This window comes from Pseudoxanthomonas sp. USHLN014, assembly GCF_037153335.1.
GTDB classification, from domain to species: domain Bacteria; phylum Pseudomonadota; class Gammaproteobacteria; order Xanthomonadales; family Xanthomonadaceae; genus Pseudoxanthomonas_A; species Pseudoxanthomonas_A winnipegensis.
This window is the reverse complement of the sequence record NZ_JBBCKO010000005.1, coordinates 246,666-261,375: the sequence shown is the minus strand read 5'-3', so window position 1 is coordinate 261,375 and position 14,710 is coordinate 246,666. Positions and strand designations below refer to the sequence as shown.

The window sequence follows — 14,710 nt, the reverse complement described above, 5'->3', positions numbered from 1 at the left end:
TCCGCCGTAGATTGCGGACCGAGCCGAGGAGCCGCGCCTGACCGGGGCGAGGCTGGTCGGCGAAGTCCGCTCACCGGCGCGCGCATGTCGTCAGCAAGCGCACGTCGCCGTACTCCGGCGAAGAAACCTCTTCTTCGAGCATGATGCGGAACAGTGTCTACAGCATCACCAACGGATACACGCATGGGTGACAACCGTATCGGCAGCGTGGTGGTGGTCGGCGGCGGCAGCGCCGGCTGGATGGCCGCCGCGGCGCTGGCCACTTACCTGGGCCGGCAGGCGCGCGTGCGCCTGGTGGAGTCCGAACAGATCGGCATCGTCGGCGTGGGCGAGGCCAGCGTGCCGCATATGCGCACCTTCAACGCGCAAGTGCTGGGCCTGGACGAGCGCGAGTTCGCCCAGCGCACGCAGGCCACGGCCAAGCTGGGTATCGCCTTCGAGGACTGGGGGCGGATCGGCGAGCGCTATGTGCACGGCTTCGGCACGATCGGCCAGTCCAGGGGGCCGCTGCCGTTCCACCAGTTCTGGCTCAAGCAATTCCTGGCCGGACGCGCGGAACCGATCGGGGCGTATTCGCTGCAGACGGTGATGGCACCGCTGGAGCGCTTCGTGCCGGGCGTGGCGAATGCGCCGGCCGGCTCGCCGCTGGCCGATATCGCCTATGCCTACCACTTCGATGCCGGGCTCTACGCCCAGTACCTGCGCCAGGTGTCCGAGGCGCGTGGCGTGGAGCGCATCGAGGGCCGCATCGTGCAGGTGCACCAGCATCCCGAGACCGGCCACGTGACCTCGCTCACGCTGGACGGTGGACAGCTGGTGGAAGGGGAACTGTTCGTCGACTGTTCGGGCTTCGTCGGCCTGTTGATCGAGCAGACCTTGCAGGCCGGCTACATCGACTGGTCGCAGTGGCTGCGCTGCGATCGCGCGCTGGCCGTGCCGTGTGCGCGCAGCGGGCCGATCGCGCCGTACACGCGCGCCACCGCGCGCGGCGCCGGCTGGCAGTGGCGCATCCCGCTGCAGCACCGCACTGGCAACGGCTACGTGTATTCCAGCGCCTATGTGGACGACGACCAGGCCGCCGCCACGCTGCTGGGGCATCTGGATGGCGCGCCGCAAGGACAGCCGCGCCAGCTGCGCTTCACGACCGGCATGCGCCGCAGATTCTGGCAGGGCAATGTGGTGGCGCTGGGGCTGGCGGCCGGGTTCCTGGAGCCGCTGGAATCGACCAGCCTGTACCTGGCCCAGTCCGGCATCAGCCGGCTGCTGGCGCTGTTCCCCACGCGCGACTTCGACCCGCTGCTGGCGCAGCGCTACAACCGCGAATCGGCGTTCGAGTACGAGCGCGTGCGCGATTTCCTGATCCTGCACTACCACGCCACCACGCGCGAGGACACGCCGTTCTGGCGCGACTGCCGGACGATGCAGGTCCCGGAGAGCCTGCGCGAGGCGATGGAGCTGTTCGCTGCCGACGGGCGCTACTTCCGCAACGGCGAGGATTTCTTCGCGCTGCCCAGCTGGGTGCAGGTGATGCTGGGGCAGGGCATCGTGCCGCGTGGCTACCATCCGATCGTGGACGACATGCCGCAGGAGGCGCTGGCCCGCTACGTCGAAGGCACGCGCGAGCGTTTGGCCGAAGCGGTGGCGGCGATGCCGACCCACCAGCAGTTCTTGGATCGTTACTGGAAGGCGGAAGCACCATGATCGAACGTGTGATGGCAAGCGCCCGGCCCGGGCTGCGGTGGTCGCGTGCCTGGCTGGCCGTGTTGCTGTGGCTGGTCGTCGCGCCCCTGCAGGCCATGAACGTGCAGGACCTGGGCGCCATGGGCCACTGGCAGCTGCGCCTGTTGCCTGGCAGCGCGCAGGCCGCGGCGCATCCGCGGTTCACCGCGTGGCAGGAGGCGCAGGTGCCGGGCACGGTGCATACTGATCTGTTCAAGGCCGGCCTGATCGCCGACCCGTATGTCGGCGCGCCGGAGGCCGGGCTGCAGTGGATCGGCCTGGGCGACTGGGAGTACCGCCTGGTGTTCGACGCCGATGCGGCCGCGCGCCAGGCCGCGCGCACCGAGCTGGTGTTCGACGGGCTGGACACCTTCGCCGAGGTGACGCTCAACGGCACGCGCGTGCTGCAGGCCGACAACGCCTTCCGCCAGTGGCGGGTGCCGGTCACCGGCCGGCTGCGCGCCACCGGCAACGAGCTGGGCGTGGTGCTGCGCTCGCCGATCGCCACGCTGCTGCCCAAGGTGCAGGCGATGCCGGTCAAGATCGCCGGCAACTATCCCTCGCCCTACGGCGACGAGCCGCGCGATGCGATGACGGCCAACTTCGTGCGCAAGCCCGGTTATCACTACGGTTGGGATTGGGGTCCGCGCTATGTCACCGCCGGCGTGTGGCAGCCGGTGCGCCTGGAGAGATGGGACACGCTGCGGGTGGCCGACCTGCACCTGCGCCAAGACCAGGTCACCGAGCAGGTCGCCAGGCTCACCGCGCAGGCCACGCTGGAGGTGCAGCGCGCCGGCGACTACCAGGCGAGGCTGTGGCAGACCGCGCCGGACGGCACGCGCACGCTGGCCGCGCAGCAGCGCGTCGCGCTGGCGGCGGGCCAGGCGCAGCTCGCCCTGCCGGCGCAGGTGGCGCGGCCGGCGCGCTGGTACCCGGCCGGCTACGGCGCACAGCCGCTGTACCGCTATACGCTCGAGCTGCTCGATGACCAGGGCCACGGCGTGGCGCAGGTCACGCGCCGCACCGGCCTGCGCAGCGTCGAGCTGCGCCGCGAGGCCGATGCTGGCGGGCGCAGCTTCGAATTCGTGATCAACGGCATCCCGGTGTTCGCCAAGGGCGCCAATGTCATTCCCTTCGACATGTTCGTGCCCAGGGTGACGCATGCGCAGCTGCGGCGCGTGCTGCAGTCGGCGGTGGACGCCAACATGAACATGGTCCGCAACTGGGGCGGCGGTTACTACGAGAGCGACGATTTCTTCGACATCGCCGACGAGCTGGGCCTGCTGGTGTGGCAGGACTTCATGTTCGGCGGCGGCATGCAGCCGGCCTACGATCCGGCCTTCCGCGCCAACGTGGTCGAGGAGGCGCGCCAGCAGGTGATCCGCCTGCGCAACCATCCCTCGCTGGTGCTGTGGTGCGGCAACAACGAGGAGGAGACCGCGTGGAAGTCCTGGGGCCAGGGCAAGACGCTCAAGGAGGCCGATCCGGCCTTCGCCCAGCGCGTCTGGCAGGGCTATGTGCAGCTGTTCGGCACCGACCTGCGCGAGGTGGTGGCGCGCGAAGGCGGCGGCATCGCCTACTGGGCCAGCTCGCCTAGCGATGACCTCGCCGAGCAGGCCAACATCCCCTCCAGTGGCGACATGCACTACTGGGAGGTGTGGGGCAACCCGGCCCGGCCGCCGACCGCCTATCTCGACATCACCCCGCGCTTCATGTCCGAGTACGGGCTGCAGGCCTGGCCTGCGCTGCGCACCATCGACGCGTTCGCCACCAAGGCCGAGCAGGGCGTCGACACGCCGGTGATCCGTGCGCACCAGAAGTTCATGGCCGGCGAGGGCAATACCCGCCTGCTGCACTACATCGCGATGGAGTTCGGCCAGCCGCGCGACTTCCCCAGCTTCGTCCAGGCCAGCCAGGCCATGCAGGCCGAGGGCATCGCGCTGGCCGCGCTGCATCACCGCGCCAGTCGGCCGCATACGATGGGCTCGCTGTATTGGCAGCTCAACGATGTCTGGCCGGGCGCGTCGTGGTCCTCGGTCGACTGGTTCGGGCGTTGGAAGGCGCTGCAGTTCCAGGCGCGGCGCTTCTTCGCACCGGTCACGGTGGCGGCGCTGCGCGCGCAGGGCGAGACCGAAGTGAGCGTGATCTCCGACCGCACCACGCCGCGCACGGGCACCTTGCGCCTGCGGGTGATGGATCTGGATGGCAAGGTGCTGCGCGAGGAGCGCCGCACGCTGACGCTGGCGCCGCTGTCGGCCACGCAGGTGGCCCGCTACAGCGACGCGCAGCTGCTGGGGCAGGCCGATCCGGCGCGCACGGTGGCGGTGTTCGAGCTGCAGGTGGCCGGCGAACCGGACGCGCGCCAGGTGGTGTACTTCAAGCCGGCCTATGCGCTGGCCTGGTCGCGGGCCAAGGTGCAGGCGCGCTGGATGCAGGACGATAGCGGTCTGCGGCTGGAGCTGTCCTCGCCGCAGCTGGCGCGCATGGCGTGGATCGACTTCGGCGCGCTGGATGCGCAGGTCTCGGACAACGCGCTGACCCTGCTGCCGGGCGAGCCGGTGGTGGTACGGGTCGCTTCCAGCGCCGCTCCCGCCGCGCTCAAGGCGGCGCTGCGCGTGAGCAGCGTCGCCGATGTGGTGGGGCCGGCGCCGGCGAGCCCGAACTGATCGGCTCGGTGGGCTCCTCCCTGTAGAGCGGAGCTTGCTCCGCTGGGGCCTTTCCCACGAACTGAACGAAGAACAGCGGAGCAAGCTCCGCTCTACAGGGAGGCTGCTGCGAGACCTTGCTTCTACGCATCAAGGCGCATGCAGCCGGTTGTAGGACACATCCAGCCAGGCGGGCTTCTCGGCGTACATCTCGCGGATCAGGCGCTTGAGCAGGCCGATCAGCGCCTCGTCCTCGTGGTGGCGGTAGCTGAGGATGATGGGCGAGGTCGCGCGTTCGTCGTCGACCAGCCGGTAGTGCAGGTCCGAGCGCTGCAACCGCGCCGAGGCGGGGATCAGGCAGATGCCGGTCTCGGCCGCGACCAGGCCCAGGGCGGTCTGCAGCTCGCGCACCTCCTGCACCTCGGGCGGGCGCACGCCGTGGTCGCGCAGCAGCGAGAGCACGTGGTCGGCGAAGCTGGGGCGCGGATCGCTGGGGTAGACGATCAGCTTCTGCTCCTTCAGCTCGGCCGGCGACAGCGGCGCGTCGTCGCCCGCCAGGGGAAAGGCGGGCGGGATCGCCACCACCAGCCGCTCCTCGCGCAGCACCAGGCGCTCTACGCTGGTGTCGCTGGTGCGCAGGCGGCCGAAGCCGATATCGATGCGGCCGCTCTTGAGCGCCTCGACCTGCTGGCCGGACATCAGTTCCACCAGCCGCACGTCGGTGTCGGGCAGCGCCTGGCGCAGGCGACGCACCACGGTGGGCAGGCCGCCGTAGAGGGTGGAGGCGACGAAGCCGATGTTGATCACCCGGCGCTGGCCATGGCCGACGCGGCGCGCGGCGTCCTTCATCTGCTCCACGCGGCCCAGTACCTGCTGGGCCTCCTCGTAGAACAGCCGGCCGGCGTCGGTGAGGCGGATGGGGCGGCTGCTGCGCACGATCAGGGTCACGCCCAGGTCCTCTTCCAGCTGCTGGATCTGGCGGCTCAGCGGCGGCTGGGCGATATGCAGCAGTTCGGCGGCGCGGGTGAAGTTGCGCTCGCGGGCGACGGTCACGAAGTACTTGAGCTGGCGCAGGTCCATGGGCATTCGACCAAAGTTTGGCCATGACGGAAAGGTAATGATGCGGCGCAATAAAGCATAAGAATCGCGGCTCTAGGCCTAGATCATACCTTCAGGGTATCGATCCAGATCAAACATGTCTTGGACGCGGCGCGCGGTCGGTCCCAAGAATCCACCCCATGGAACCGCGCACCCTGTCCCCCGTCCCCACCTCCGCCGCGACGATCGAGCGGGTAGAGACGCTGCTGATCGATCTGCCCACCATCCGACCGCATCGCCTGTCGGTGGCCACCATGAGCGGCCAGACGCTGATGCTGGTGCGCCTGCACTGCAGCGACGGCGTGGTCGGGCTGGGCGAGGGCACCACCATCGCCGGCCTGGCCTATGGCGCCGAGAGCCCCGAAGGCATGAAGCTGGCCATCGACACCTATGTCGCGCCGGTCCTGCTGGGCAGCGACGCCCGCCGCGTGCAGGCGCTGATGGCGCGCGTGGGCAAGCTGGTCAAGGGCAACCACTTCGCCAAGTGCGCCGTCGAGACCGCGCTGCTGGACGCGCAGGGCAAGCGCGTGGGCCTGCCGCTGTCCGAGCTGCTGGGCGGACGCGTGCGCGACCGACTGGGCGTGGCCTGGACGCTGGCCTCGGGCGATACCGCCCGGGACATCGCCGAGGCCGAGGCGATGCTGGCCGCGCGCCGGCACAACGTGTTCAAGCTCAAGATCGGGCGCAAGCCGGTGGCCGAGGACGTGGCGCACGTGGCCGCGATCAAGCGCGCGCTGGGCGATGCCGCCAGCGTGCGCGTGGACGTCAACATGGCCTGGAGCGAGACCGAGGCGGTGCGCGCACTGCCGGCGCTGGCCGATGCCGGCTGCGAGCTGGTCGAACAGCCGGTGGCCTCGGCCTCGGCCCTGACTCGGCTGATGCGCCGCTTCCCCATCGCGCTGATGGCCGATGAAGTGCTGACCGGCCCGGACAGCGCGTTCGAACTGGCCAGGGTGGGCGGGGCGGACGTGTTCGCGGTCAAGACCGAGCAGTCCGGCGGCCTGCTCGCCGCGCAGAAGGTCGGCGCCATCGCCGATGCGGCCGGCATCGAGCTCTACGGCGGCACCATGCTCGAAGGCAGCGTGGGCACGATCGCCGCCGCGCATGTATTCGCCACCTTCCCGCGCCTGCAATGGGGCACCGAGCTGTTCGGACCGCTGCTGCTGACCGAGGAGATCCTGGCCACGCCGCTGGTCTACCGCGACTTCCATCTGGAGGTGCCCAGCGCGCCGGGCCTAGGGATCGCCCTGGACGAGGAGCGCATCGCCGCCTTCCGCCGCGACCGCAGCCGCACCACGGTCGCGCCCACCGGCACGGAGGGCTGAGCCATGCTCTTCCACGTACGCATGGATGTGAAGCTGCCGCTGGACATGGATCCGGCCCGCGCGGCCGAGCTCAAGGCCACCGAGAAGGCGCGCTTCCAGGAGCTGCAGCGCAGCGGCCAGTGGCGCCACATCTGGCGCATCGTCGGCCAGTACTCGAACGTGTCGATCTTCGACGTGGACAGCCCGGCGCAGCTGCACGAGCTGCTGCTGTCGCTGCCGCTGTTCCCTTACATGGACATCGCGGTGATGCCGCTGTGCCGGCATCCGTCCTCGCTGCACGAGGACGACCGCTAGAGATTTCGCATTCCCGCGTGCGCTCCCTGGGAGGGAACGTCACAAGGCAGCCTTCGCCACCAAGAGGAGACATCGCATGAGCGTCAGCATCTTCGCCAGCCAGGACGTGCAGGATTTCCTGCGCACCGTGGCCAATCTGGACGGCCAGGACGGCGATGCCCGGACCAAGCAGGTCCTGCACCGCATCCTGTCGGACCTGTTCAAGGCCATCGAGGACCTGGACCTGACCCCGGACGAGATCTGGGCCGGCATCAACTATCTCAACAAGCTCGGCCAGGACAACGAGGCGGCGCTGCTGGCCGCCGGCATCGGCCTGGAGCACTACATCGACATGCGCCTGGACGAGGAGGATCGCCTGGCCGGGATCAGCGGCGGCACGCCGCGCACGATCGAGGGCCCGCTGTACGTGGCCGGCGCCCCGGTCACCGTGCGCAGCGCGCGCATCGACCGCGATCCCGATCCGGACGCCGGCCCGCTGCGCATCCACGGCGTGGTGCGCGGCCAGGACGGCGCGCCGCTGGCCGGGGCGCTGGTGGAGTGCTGGCATGCCAATTCCAAGGGCTTCTATTCGCACTTCGACCCGACCGGGGCGCAGAGCGAGTTCAACCTGCGCGGCACGGTCAAGACCGGGCCGGACGGGCGCTACGAGTTCCTGACCCGCATGCCGGTGGGCTATGGCTGCCCGCCGCAGGGCGCGACCCAGCAGCTGCTCAACCGTCTGGCGCGGCACGGCAACCGTCCCGCGCACGTGCACTTCTTCGTCAGCGGCGACGACCACCGCAGGCTGACCACGCAGTTCAACATCGACGGCGATCCGCTGCTGTGGGACGACTTCGCCTTCGCCACGCGCGATGGACTGGTGCCGCCGGTGAAGACCGGCGAGGGCGGCAAGGCGCTGGGCTTCGAGGCCGAGACCTACCAGGACATCGAGTTCGACTTCGACCTGCTTCCGCTGGAAGCGGGCAAGGACGTCCAGGCCGTCCACCGGCTGCGCGCCGCCGCCTGAGCACCACCCGCGGGCGCCGCCGGACGCGCCGCCCGCGCGCCTTTCAAGCCTTCGGCCCCGCGCGCATGCGCGCGGCGCCCTTGCCATCCTCGAACGGGAGGACCCTGCATGTCCGCGATCATCGAACCCACCCACGACGTCGAGCAGCTGCTGGCCACCGCGCTGCAGGACGATCCGCAGGCCGGCGTCTTCCGCTGCCGGCGCGACATCTTCACCGACCCGGAGCTGTTCGAGCTGGAGATGAAGGCCCTGTTCGAGTCGAACTGGGTGTATCTGGCGCACGAGAGCCAGATCCCGAACAACAACGACTACTTCACCACCTACATCGGCCGCCAGCCGGTGGTGATCACCCGCGACAAGACCGGCGAGCTGCACGCGGTGATCAACGCCTGCGCGCACCGCGGCGCGATGCTGTGCCGGCGCAAGCACGGCAACAAGGGTAGCTTCACCTGTCCCTTCCACGGCTGGACCTTCAGCAACACCGGCAAGCTGCTCAAGGTCAAGGACGAGAAGACCACCCAGTATCCGCCGCAGTTCGGCGAGGGCGGCTCGCACGATCTCAAGCGCGTGCCGCGCTTCGCCAGCTATCGCGGCTTCCTGTTCGGCAGCCTGTCCGAGGACGTGCTGCCGCTGGAGGAGCATCTGGGCCAGACGCGGGTGATCATCGACCAGATCGTCGATCAGGCGCCCGAGGGCCTGGAGGTGCTGCGCGGCAGCTCGTCCTACATCTACGACGGCAACTGGAAGCTGCAGATGGAGAACGGCGCCGACGGCTATCACGTCAGCTCGGTGCACTGGAACTACTCGGCCACCATGGGCCGGCGCAAGGAGACCGGCACCAAGGCGGTGGACGCCAACGGCTGGAGCAAGAGCATCGGCGGCGTCTACGGTTTCGAGCACGGTCACATCCTGCTGTGGACCCAGTCGCTCAACCCGGAGGTGCGGCCGGTGTGGGCGCACCGCGAGGAGATCGCCCGGCGCGTGGGCGCCGAGCGCGCCGAGTTCATCACCCGGCAGACGCGCAACCTGTGCCTGTATCCCAACGTCTATCTGATGGACCAGTTCTCCACGCAGATCCGCGTGGCCCGCCCGATCAGCGTGGACAAGACCGAGATCACCATCTACTGCTTCGGCGTCAAGGGCGAGAGCGCCGAAGAGCGCGCCACGCGCATCCGCCAGTACGAGGATTTCTTCAACGTCTCGGGCATGGGCACGGCCGACGACCTGGAGGAATTCCGCGCCTGCCAGCAGGGCTATGCCGGCACGGCGGCCCTGTGGAACGACCTCAGCCGCGGTGCGCCGCTGTGGGTGGAGGGGCCGGACGAGAACGCCAGGAAGATGGGCATGCAGCCGCTGCTGTCCGGCGGCCGCAGCGAGGACGAGGGCCTGTTCGTGCGTCAGCACGCGTACTGGGCGCAGGCCATGCGCCGCGCGCTGGCGCGCCAGGACGATGGAGCGGCCGCGTGAGTCACGAGATCGCCACCATCGCGGCCTTCCTGTATCGCGAGGCGCGCCTGCTCGACGATCGCCAGTGGGACGAGTGGCTGACGCTGTACGCCGAGGACGTCACCTACTGGATGCCGGCCTGGGACGACGACGACCGGCTGACCGAGGACCCGCAGTCGCAGATCTCGCTGATCTATTACCCCAGCCGCGACGGCCTGGAAGACCGCGTGTTCCGCATCAAGACCGAGCGCTCCAGCGCGTCCACGCCCGAGCCGCGCACCGGCCACAACACGACCAACATCGAGGTGCTCGCCGAGCGCGGCGACGAGGTGGACGTGCGCTACAACTTCCACACGCTCAACCACCGCTACAAGGTCACCGACCACTTCTTCGGCACCTGCTACGCGACGCTGCGCCGCGAAGGCGGCGGCTATTTGATCGCCGACAAGAAGATCGTGCTGAAGAACGACTACATCCGCCAGGTCATCGACATCTACCACGTCTGAGCCGGGCGCGAAGGAGGACACCATGAGCTACCGCATCGCGTTGAACTTCGAGGACGGCGTCACCCGCTTCATCGACTGCAATCCCGGCGAGAAGGTGCTGGACGCCGCGTTTCGCGCCAAGGTCAACCTGCCGATGGACTGCTCGGACGGGGTGTGCGGCACCTGCAAGTGCCGCGCCGAGGCCGGCGCCTACGACCTGGGCGAGGACTACATCGACGATGCGCTGAGCGCCGACGAGGCCGCCGCCGGCCTGGTGCTGACCTGCCAGATGGTACCGTCCAGCGATTGCACGATCGCCGTGCCGACGACCTCGGCGGCCTGCAAGACCGGCACCTCCCGCTTCAAGGCCGCAGTGGTGGACGTGGTGCCGCATGCGGACGCCGCGCTGGAACTGAAGCTGGAGGCGCTGGAAGGCGCGCCGGCGTTCCTGCCCGGCCAGTACGTCAACATCGCCGTGCCCGGCAGCGGCGGGCAGACGCGCTCGTACTCCTTCAGTTCGCCGCCGGGCTCGGATGCACCGTCGTTCCTGATCAAGCGCGTGCCCGGCGGGCTGATGAGCGGCTACCTGGACAGCGCCAGCCCGGGCCAGGTGCTGGAGCTGACCGGCCCGCTGGGCAGCTTCTACCTGCGCGCGGTGACGCGGCCGGTGCTGATGCTGGCCGGCGGCACCGGCCTGGCGCCGTTCCTGTCGATGCTGGCCCAGCTCGCGCAGACCGGCAGCGCGCATCCGGTGCATCTGATGTACGGCGTCACCCGCGGCGCCGACCTGGTGCTGGTGGAGCAGCTGCAGCGCTTCGCCGAGCGGCTGGACTTCTTCAGCTTTACCACCTGCGTGGTCGATCCGGCCTCGCGCCATCCCAAGCTGGGCTACGTCACCGACCATCTGCCGCCCGAGGCGCTGCACGCCGGCGAGGTGGACGTCTATCTGTGCGGCCCGCCGCCGATGGTCGATGCGGTGCGCAACCACTTCAGCGCGGTCGCGCTGACGCCTGCCAACTTCTACTACGAGAAATTCACGCCCAACGCGCCGGCCAGCGCGCCGCAGGACCTGGCCGCGTGAGCGGACGCTTCGCCGGGCAGGTGATGGTGGTGACCGGGGCCGCGCAGGGCATCGGCCAGGGCGTGGCGCAGCGCGCCGCGGCCGAGGGCGCGCAGGTGGTGCTGGTGGACCGCGCGGACTTCGTGGGCGAGGTCGCCGCGGCGATCGGGTCGCAGGCGGTGGGTTTCAACGCCGACCTGGAGACCCATGCCGGCGCGCAGGCGGCGATGGATTTCGCCGCGCGCCACTTCGGCGGCATCGACATCCTGGTCAACAACGTCGGCGGCGCGATCCGCATGCGGCCTTACGCGGCCTTCGAGCCGGCGCAGATCGATGCGGAGATCCGCCGCTCGCTGATGCCCACGCTGTACGGCTGCCACGCCGTGCTGCCGCACCTGCTGGCGCGCGGCGGCGGCACCATCGTCAACGTCTCCTCCAACGCCACCCGTGGCATCCACCGCGTGCCGTACTCGGCGGCCAAGGGCGGCATCAATGCGCTGACCCAGTCGCTGGCCATGGAGCTGGGGGAACACCACATCCGCGTGGTCGCCACCGCGCCGGGCGGCACCGCCGCGCCGCCGCGGCGGGTGCCGCGCAATGCCGAAGGCGACAGCGCGCAGGAGCAGGCGTGGATGGCGCAGGCGGTCGAGCAGGTCACCGCCTCCACCTTCCTCAAGCGCTACGCGACCGTGGACGAGCAGGTCGCGCCGATCCTGTTCCTGGCCTCGCGCGAGGCCTCCTACATCACCGGCTCGATCCTGCCGGTGGCCGGTGGCGACACCGGCTGAAGCACTCGACGCCAACGACCGCATCCACGCCACGCACGACCTGGGAGGGAACATGCCCGCGCACCACACGTACACCACCGGATACCTCATGTCGCTGATCGAGCCCGCGCACGGAGGCCGGCCATGAGCGCATCGGCGCCGCTGCGCATCGGCATCGTCGGCGGCGGCATCGCCGGCGTGGGCCTGGCGCTGGGGCTGGCGCGCCGGCCGCATCTGGAGGTGCGCCTGTTCGAGTCGGCGCGCGCCTTCGGCGAGATCGGTGCCGGCGTGTCCTTCGGCCCCAACGCGGTGCGCGCGATCCAGGGTCTGGGCATGGGCGAGGCCTATGCCGAGCTGGCCGATCGCACGCCGGCGCCGCATGGCGATGTGTGGTTCGAATGGCGCCGCGGCGAGGATGCGCGCCTGCTCGGCGCCACGCGCGCGCCCGGGGTCGGGCAGTCGTCGGTGCATCGCGCCGATTTCCTCGACGCGCTGGCCACGCGCCTGCCGCTGGGGATGACCGCCTTCGACAAGCGCGCGGTCGGCGTGGAGCAGGGCGACGACGCGGCCCGCGTGCACTTTGCCGATGGCAGCCACTACGAGGGCGATCTGCTGATCGCCGCCGACGGCATCAAGTCGGCGCTGCGCGCCGAGGTGCTGCGGCCGCTGGGGCAGGCGCCGGTGGCGCCGCGCTTCACCGGCACCTGCGCCTACCGCGGCATGATCGAGAGCGAGCGCCTGCGCCGGGCCTTCATCGCCGCCGGCGTGGACACGCATCTGGTCGACGTGCCGCAGATGATCCTTGGATTGGACGCCCACATCCTGACCTTCCCGGTCAAGCAGGGGCGGCTGATCAACGTGGTGGCCTTCGTGTCCGACCGCAGCGATCCGGACCCGCAGTGGCCGCAGGGCCAGCCCTGGGTACGCGAGGCCAGCCGCCGCGAGATGCTCGAGGCCTATGCGCACTGGGGCATCGCCGCGCGCACGCTGCTCGAATGCATCGACGCGCCCACGCATTGGGCGCTGCACGAGGGCGCGCAGCTGTCGCGCTACGTGCACGGCCGCCTGGCGCTGATCGGCGATGCCGCCCACGCCATGCTGCCGCATCAGGGCGCCGGCGCCGGCCAGGGGCTGGAAGACGCCTACTTCTTCGCCCGGCTGCTGTCCGACCCCGCGCTGACGCGGGCGCAGCTGCCGGCGCTGCTGGAGGCCTACGACACGATCCGCAGGCCGCGCGCGTGCCGGGTGCAGCGCACCTCGTGGGAGGCCGGCGAGCTCTACGAACTGCGCGATCCCAAGGTCGGCAGCGACGACGCGGCGCTGGGCGCCACGCTGGCCTCGCGCTTCGACTGGATCTGGAACCACGACCTGGACGCCGAGGTGGAACAGGCGCGCCAGGCCATCAACACCGTCGCGGCCTGAGGGGACGCAGGCCGCGACGCCATCAACGCCGCGCCGCACCTGCCTGCCGGCAGGCCAGCGCGGTCAATCAGCAGTGTCATCGGTCTTCGGAGGGAGGAGACATGCACAGCGTCGACGTGAACCAGGCAATCGAACGCGGCCGCTTCGGCCGGCTGCAGTGGACGGTGGTGGCCCTGTGCGGGCTGCTGCTGGTGGTGGATGGCTACGACGTGTTCATCGCCGGCACGGTGCTGCCGACGCTGATCAAGGAATGGGGACTGACCAAGCCCGAGGCCGGCGTGCTGCAGGCCTGGGCGCTGTTCGGGATGATGTTCGGCGCGCTGATCTTCGGCTCGCTGGCCGACCGCTTCGGCCGCAAGAAGGGGGTGGTGATCAGCTTCCTGCTGTTCACCGTGGCCACGCTGCTGACCGGCTTCGCCCAAGACCCGACCCAGTTCAAGGTGGCGCGCTTCTTCGCCGGCATGGGCTGCGGCGGGCTGATGCCCAACGCGGTGGCGCTGGTCAACGAGTACTCGCCCAAGCGGCTGCGCGGCACGATGGTGGCGCTGATGTTCAGCGGCTACTCGGTCGGCGGCATGGTCTCGGCCGGGCTGGGCATCTGGATGATCCCCAACCTGGGCTGGCGCCCGATGTTCTGGATCGCGGTGCTGCCGCTGCTGTTCCTGCCGCTGGTGTGGTGGAAGCTGCCCGAGTCGCTGGGCTTCCTGATCCGGCGGGGCGAACAGGCGCAGGCGCGCGCCATCCACGCGCGTCTGCCCGGCGCCACACCGCTGGGGCCACAGGACGTGCTGATCTACGACGCACCGAGCGGGGCGACGGCGTCGGTGGCCGAGCTGTTCCGCGGCGGCCGCGCGCTGCGCACGCTGATGCTGTGGACGGCGTTCTTCTGCTGCCTGCTGCTGGTCTTCCTGCTCAGCTCGTGGCTGCCCAAGGTCATGCAGGAGGCCGGTTACGCGGAGAAGGCCAGCCTGCTGACGCTGTTCTCGCTCAACTTCGGCGGCATGGCCGGCGCGATACTGGGCGGGCGCCTGGGCGACCGCTTCGGCCTGCCGCGGGTGGTGGTGGCGTTCTTCGTCGCGGCCACGCTGTCCATCGCGCTGATCGGCTTCAACCTGCCGGTGGCGGCGCTGTTCACGCTGGTCTTCGTCGCCGGCGCGGCGACCATCGGCACGCAGATCCTGCTCTACGCCAGCGTGGCGCAGCTCTACGAGTTGTCGATCCGCTCCACCGGCCTGGGCTGGGCGTCGGGCGTGGGCCGAATCGGCGCGATCGTCGGGCCGACGCTGGGCGGCGTGCTGCTGGCCAGGGAGCTGCCGCTGCAGCAGAACTTCCTGATCTTCGCCATCCCCGCGGCGGTGGCCACGCTGGCGACCCTGGTCTACGCGCTCGCCAGCCAGCCGGCGGCCGCCGCGCCCCGCGTGGCGGTGGCCGACGCGCCCTGAC

The 14,710-nt window shown here is 70.1% G+C and carries 12 protein-coding genes; 11 read left to right on the top strand and 1 reads right to left on the bottom strand.

Annotated elements, in window-relative coordinates:
• The first annotated feature begins 183 nt into the window (after nucleotides 1–183).
• Nucleotides 184–1,701 (top strand): tryptophan halogenase family protein, encoded by a 1,518-nt coding sequence (locus tag WFQ05_RS11690; RefSeq protein ID WP_337053939.1) that lies wholly within the window; start codon nucleotides 184–186, stop codon nucleotides 1,699–1,701.
• Entirely contained in the window at nucleotides 1,698–4,385 is a 2,688-nt protein-coding gene (locus WFQ05_RS11685; protein WP_337053938.1) for a glycoside hydrolase family 2 protein, read from the top strand. The genes WFQ05_RS11690 and WFQ05_RS11685 overlap by 4 nt, the downstream gene beginning before the upstream one ends.
• A 129-nt stretch (nucleotides 4,386–4,514) precedes the next feature.
• Here WFQ05_RS11685 and WFQ05_RS11680 read toward each other — a convergent pair whose 3' ends face one another.
• Nucleotides 4,515–5,444 (bottom strand): LysR family transcriptional regulator, encoded by a 930-nt coding sequence (locus WFQ05_RS11680; RefSeq protein WP_337053937.1) that lies wholly within the window; start codon nucleotides 5,442–5,444, stop codon nucleotides 4,515–4,517.
• Between the two features lie 158 nt (nucleotides 5,445–5,602).
• On the opposite strand from WFQ05_RS11680, the gene WFQ05_RS11675 reads away from it, so the two are divergent.
• From WFQ05_RS11675 to WFQ05_RS11635, 9 genes are all read left to right on the top strand, one after another.
• Nucleotides 5,603–6,787 (top strand): muconate/chloromuconate family cycloisomerase, encoded by a 1,185-nt coding sequence (locus WFQ05_RS11675; RefSeq protein ID WP_337053935.1) that lies wholly within the window; start codon nucleotides 5,603–5,605, stop codon nucleotides 6,785–6,787.
• A 3-nt stretch (nucleotides 6,788–6,790) separates the two neighbouring features.
• Entirely contained in the window at nucleotides 6,791–7,081 is a 291-nt protein-coding gene (catC, locus tag WFQ05_RS11670) for a muconolactone Delta-isomerase (protein ID WP_130528348.1), read from the top strand.
• A gap of 76 nt (nucleotides 7,082–7,157) precedes the next feature.
• Nucleotides 7,158–8,087: a catechol 1,2-dioxygenase gene (gene catA / locus WFQ05_RS11665; RefSeq protein WP_337053933.1), complete on the top strand. Its 930-nt coding sequence runs from the start codon at nucleotides 7,158–7,160 to the stop codon at nucleotides 8,085–8,087.
• A gap of 108 nt (nucleotides 8,088–8,195) precedes the next feature.
• The gene (locus tag WFQ05_RS11660; RefSeq protein WP_131659026.1) at nucleotides 8,196–9,554 is read left to right on the top strand and encodes a Rieske 2Fe-2S domain-containing protein; all 1,359 of its coding nucleotides are present in this window, start codon (nucleotides 8,196–8,198) and stop codon (nucleotides 9,552–9,554) included.
• Entirely contained in the window at nucleotides 9,551–10,039 is a 489-nt protein-coding gene (gene benB / locus WFQ05_RS11655) for a benzoate 1,2-dioxygenase small subunit (protein ID WP_130516934.1), read from the top strand. The genes WFQ05_RS11660 and benB overlap by 4 nt, the downstream gene beginning before the upstream one ends.
• 22 nt (nucleotides 10,040–10,061) lie before the next feature.
• On the top strand, nucleotides 10,062–11,099 hold the full coding sequence (benC, locus tag WFQ05_RS11650; protein ID WP_337053931.1) for a benzoate 1,2-dioxygenase electron transfer component BenC: 1,038 nt from the start codon (nucleotides 10,062–10,064) through the stop codon (nucleotides 11,097–11,099).
• Nucleotides 11,096–11,866, top strand: coding sequence for a benzoate diol dehydrogenase BenD (benD, locus tag WFQ05_RS11645; protein WP_131659024.1), 771 nt, complete (start codon nucleotides 11,096–11,098; stop codon nucleotides 11,864–11,866). Before benC ends, benD begins: the two co-directional genes overlap by 4 nt.
• A 123-nt stretch (nucleotides 11,867–11,989) precedes the next feature.
• Complete coding sequence (gene salA / locus WFQ05_RS11640; RefSeq protein WP_337053930.1) at nucleotides 11,990–13,267, top strand: salicylate 1-monooxygenase; 1,278 nt, start codon at nucleotides 11,990–11,992, stop codon at nucleotides 13,265–13,267.
• A gap of 101 nt (nucleotides 13,268–13,368) precedes the next feature.
• Nucleotides 13,369–14,709, top strand: a complete 1,341-nt coding sequence (locus WFQ05_RS11635) for an MFS transporter (RefSeq protein WP_337053929.1) — start codon at nucleotides 13,369–13,371, stop codon at nucleotides 14,707–14,709.
• Nucleotide 14,710: the final 1 nt, after the last annotated feature.

Coding starts and splice junctions, on each gene's coding strand:
- WFQ05_RS11635 (WP_337053929.1), top strand. CDS start 13,369: ATGCACAGCGTCGACGTGAACCAGGCAATCGAACGCGGCCGCTTCGGC.
- WFQ05_RS11680 (WP_337053937.1), bottom strand. CDS start 5,444: ATGGACCTGCGCCAGCTCAAGTACTTCGTGACCGTCGCCCGCGAGCGC.
- WFQ05_RS11675 (WP_337053935.1), top strand. CDS start 5,603: ATGGAACCGCGCACCCTGTCCCCCGTCCCCACCTCCGCCGCGACGATC.
- catC (WP_130528348.1), top strand. CDS start 6,791: ATGCTCTTCCACGTACGCATGGATGTGAAGCTGCCGCTGGACATGGAT.
- catA (WP_337053933.1), top strand. CDS start 7,158: ATGAGCGTCAGCATCTTCGCCAGCCAGGACGTGCAGGATTTCCTGCGC.
- benC (WP_337053931.1), top strand. CDS start 10,062: ATGAGCTACCGCATCGCGTTGAACTTCGAGGACGGCGTCACCCGCTTC.
- WFQ05_RS11660 (WP_131659026.1), top strand. CDS start 8,196: ATGTCCGCGATCATCGAACCCACCCACGACGTCGAGCAGCTGCTGGCC.
- salA (WP_337053930.1), top strand. CDS start 11,990: ATGAGCGCATCGGCGCCGCTGCGCATCGGCATCGTCGGCGGCGGCATC.
- WFQ05_RS11685 (WP_337053938.1), top strand. CDS start 1,698: ATGATCGAACGTGTGATGGCAAGCGCCCGGCCCGGGCTGCGGTGGTCG.
- WFQ05_RS11690 (WP_337053939.1), top strand. CDS start 184: ATGGGTGACAACCGTATCGGCAGCGTGGTGGTGGTCGGCGGCGGCAGC.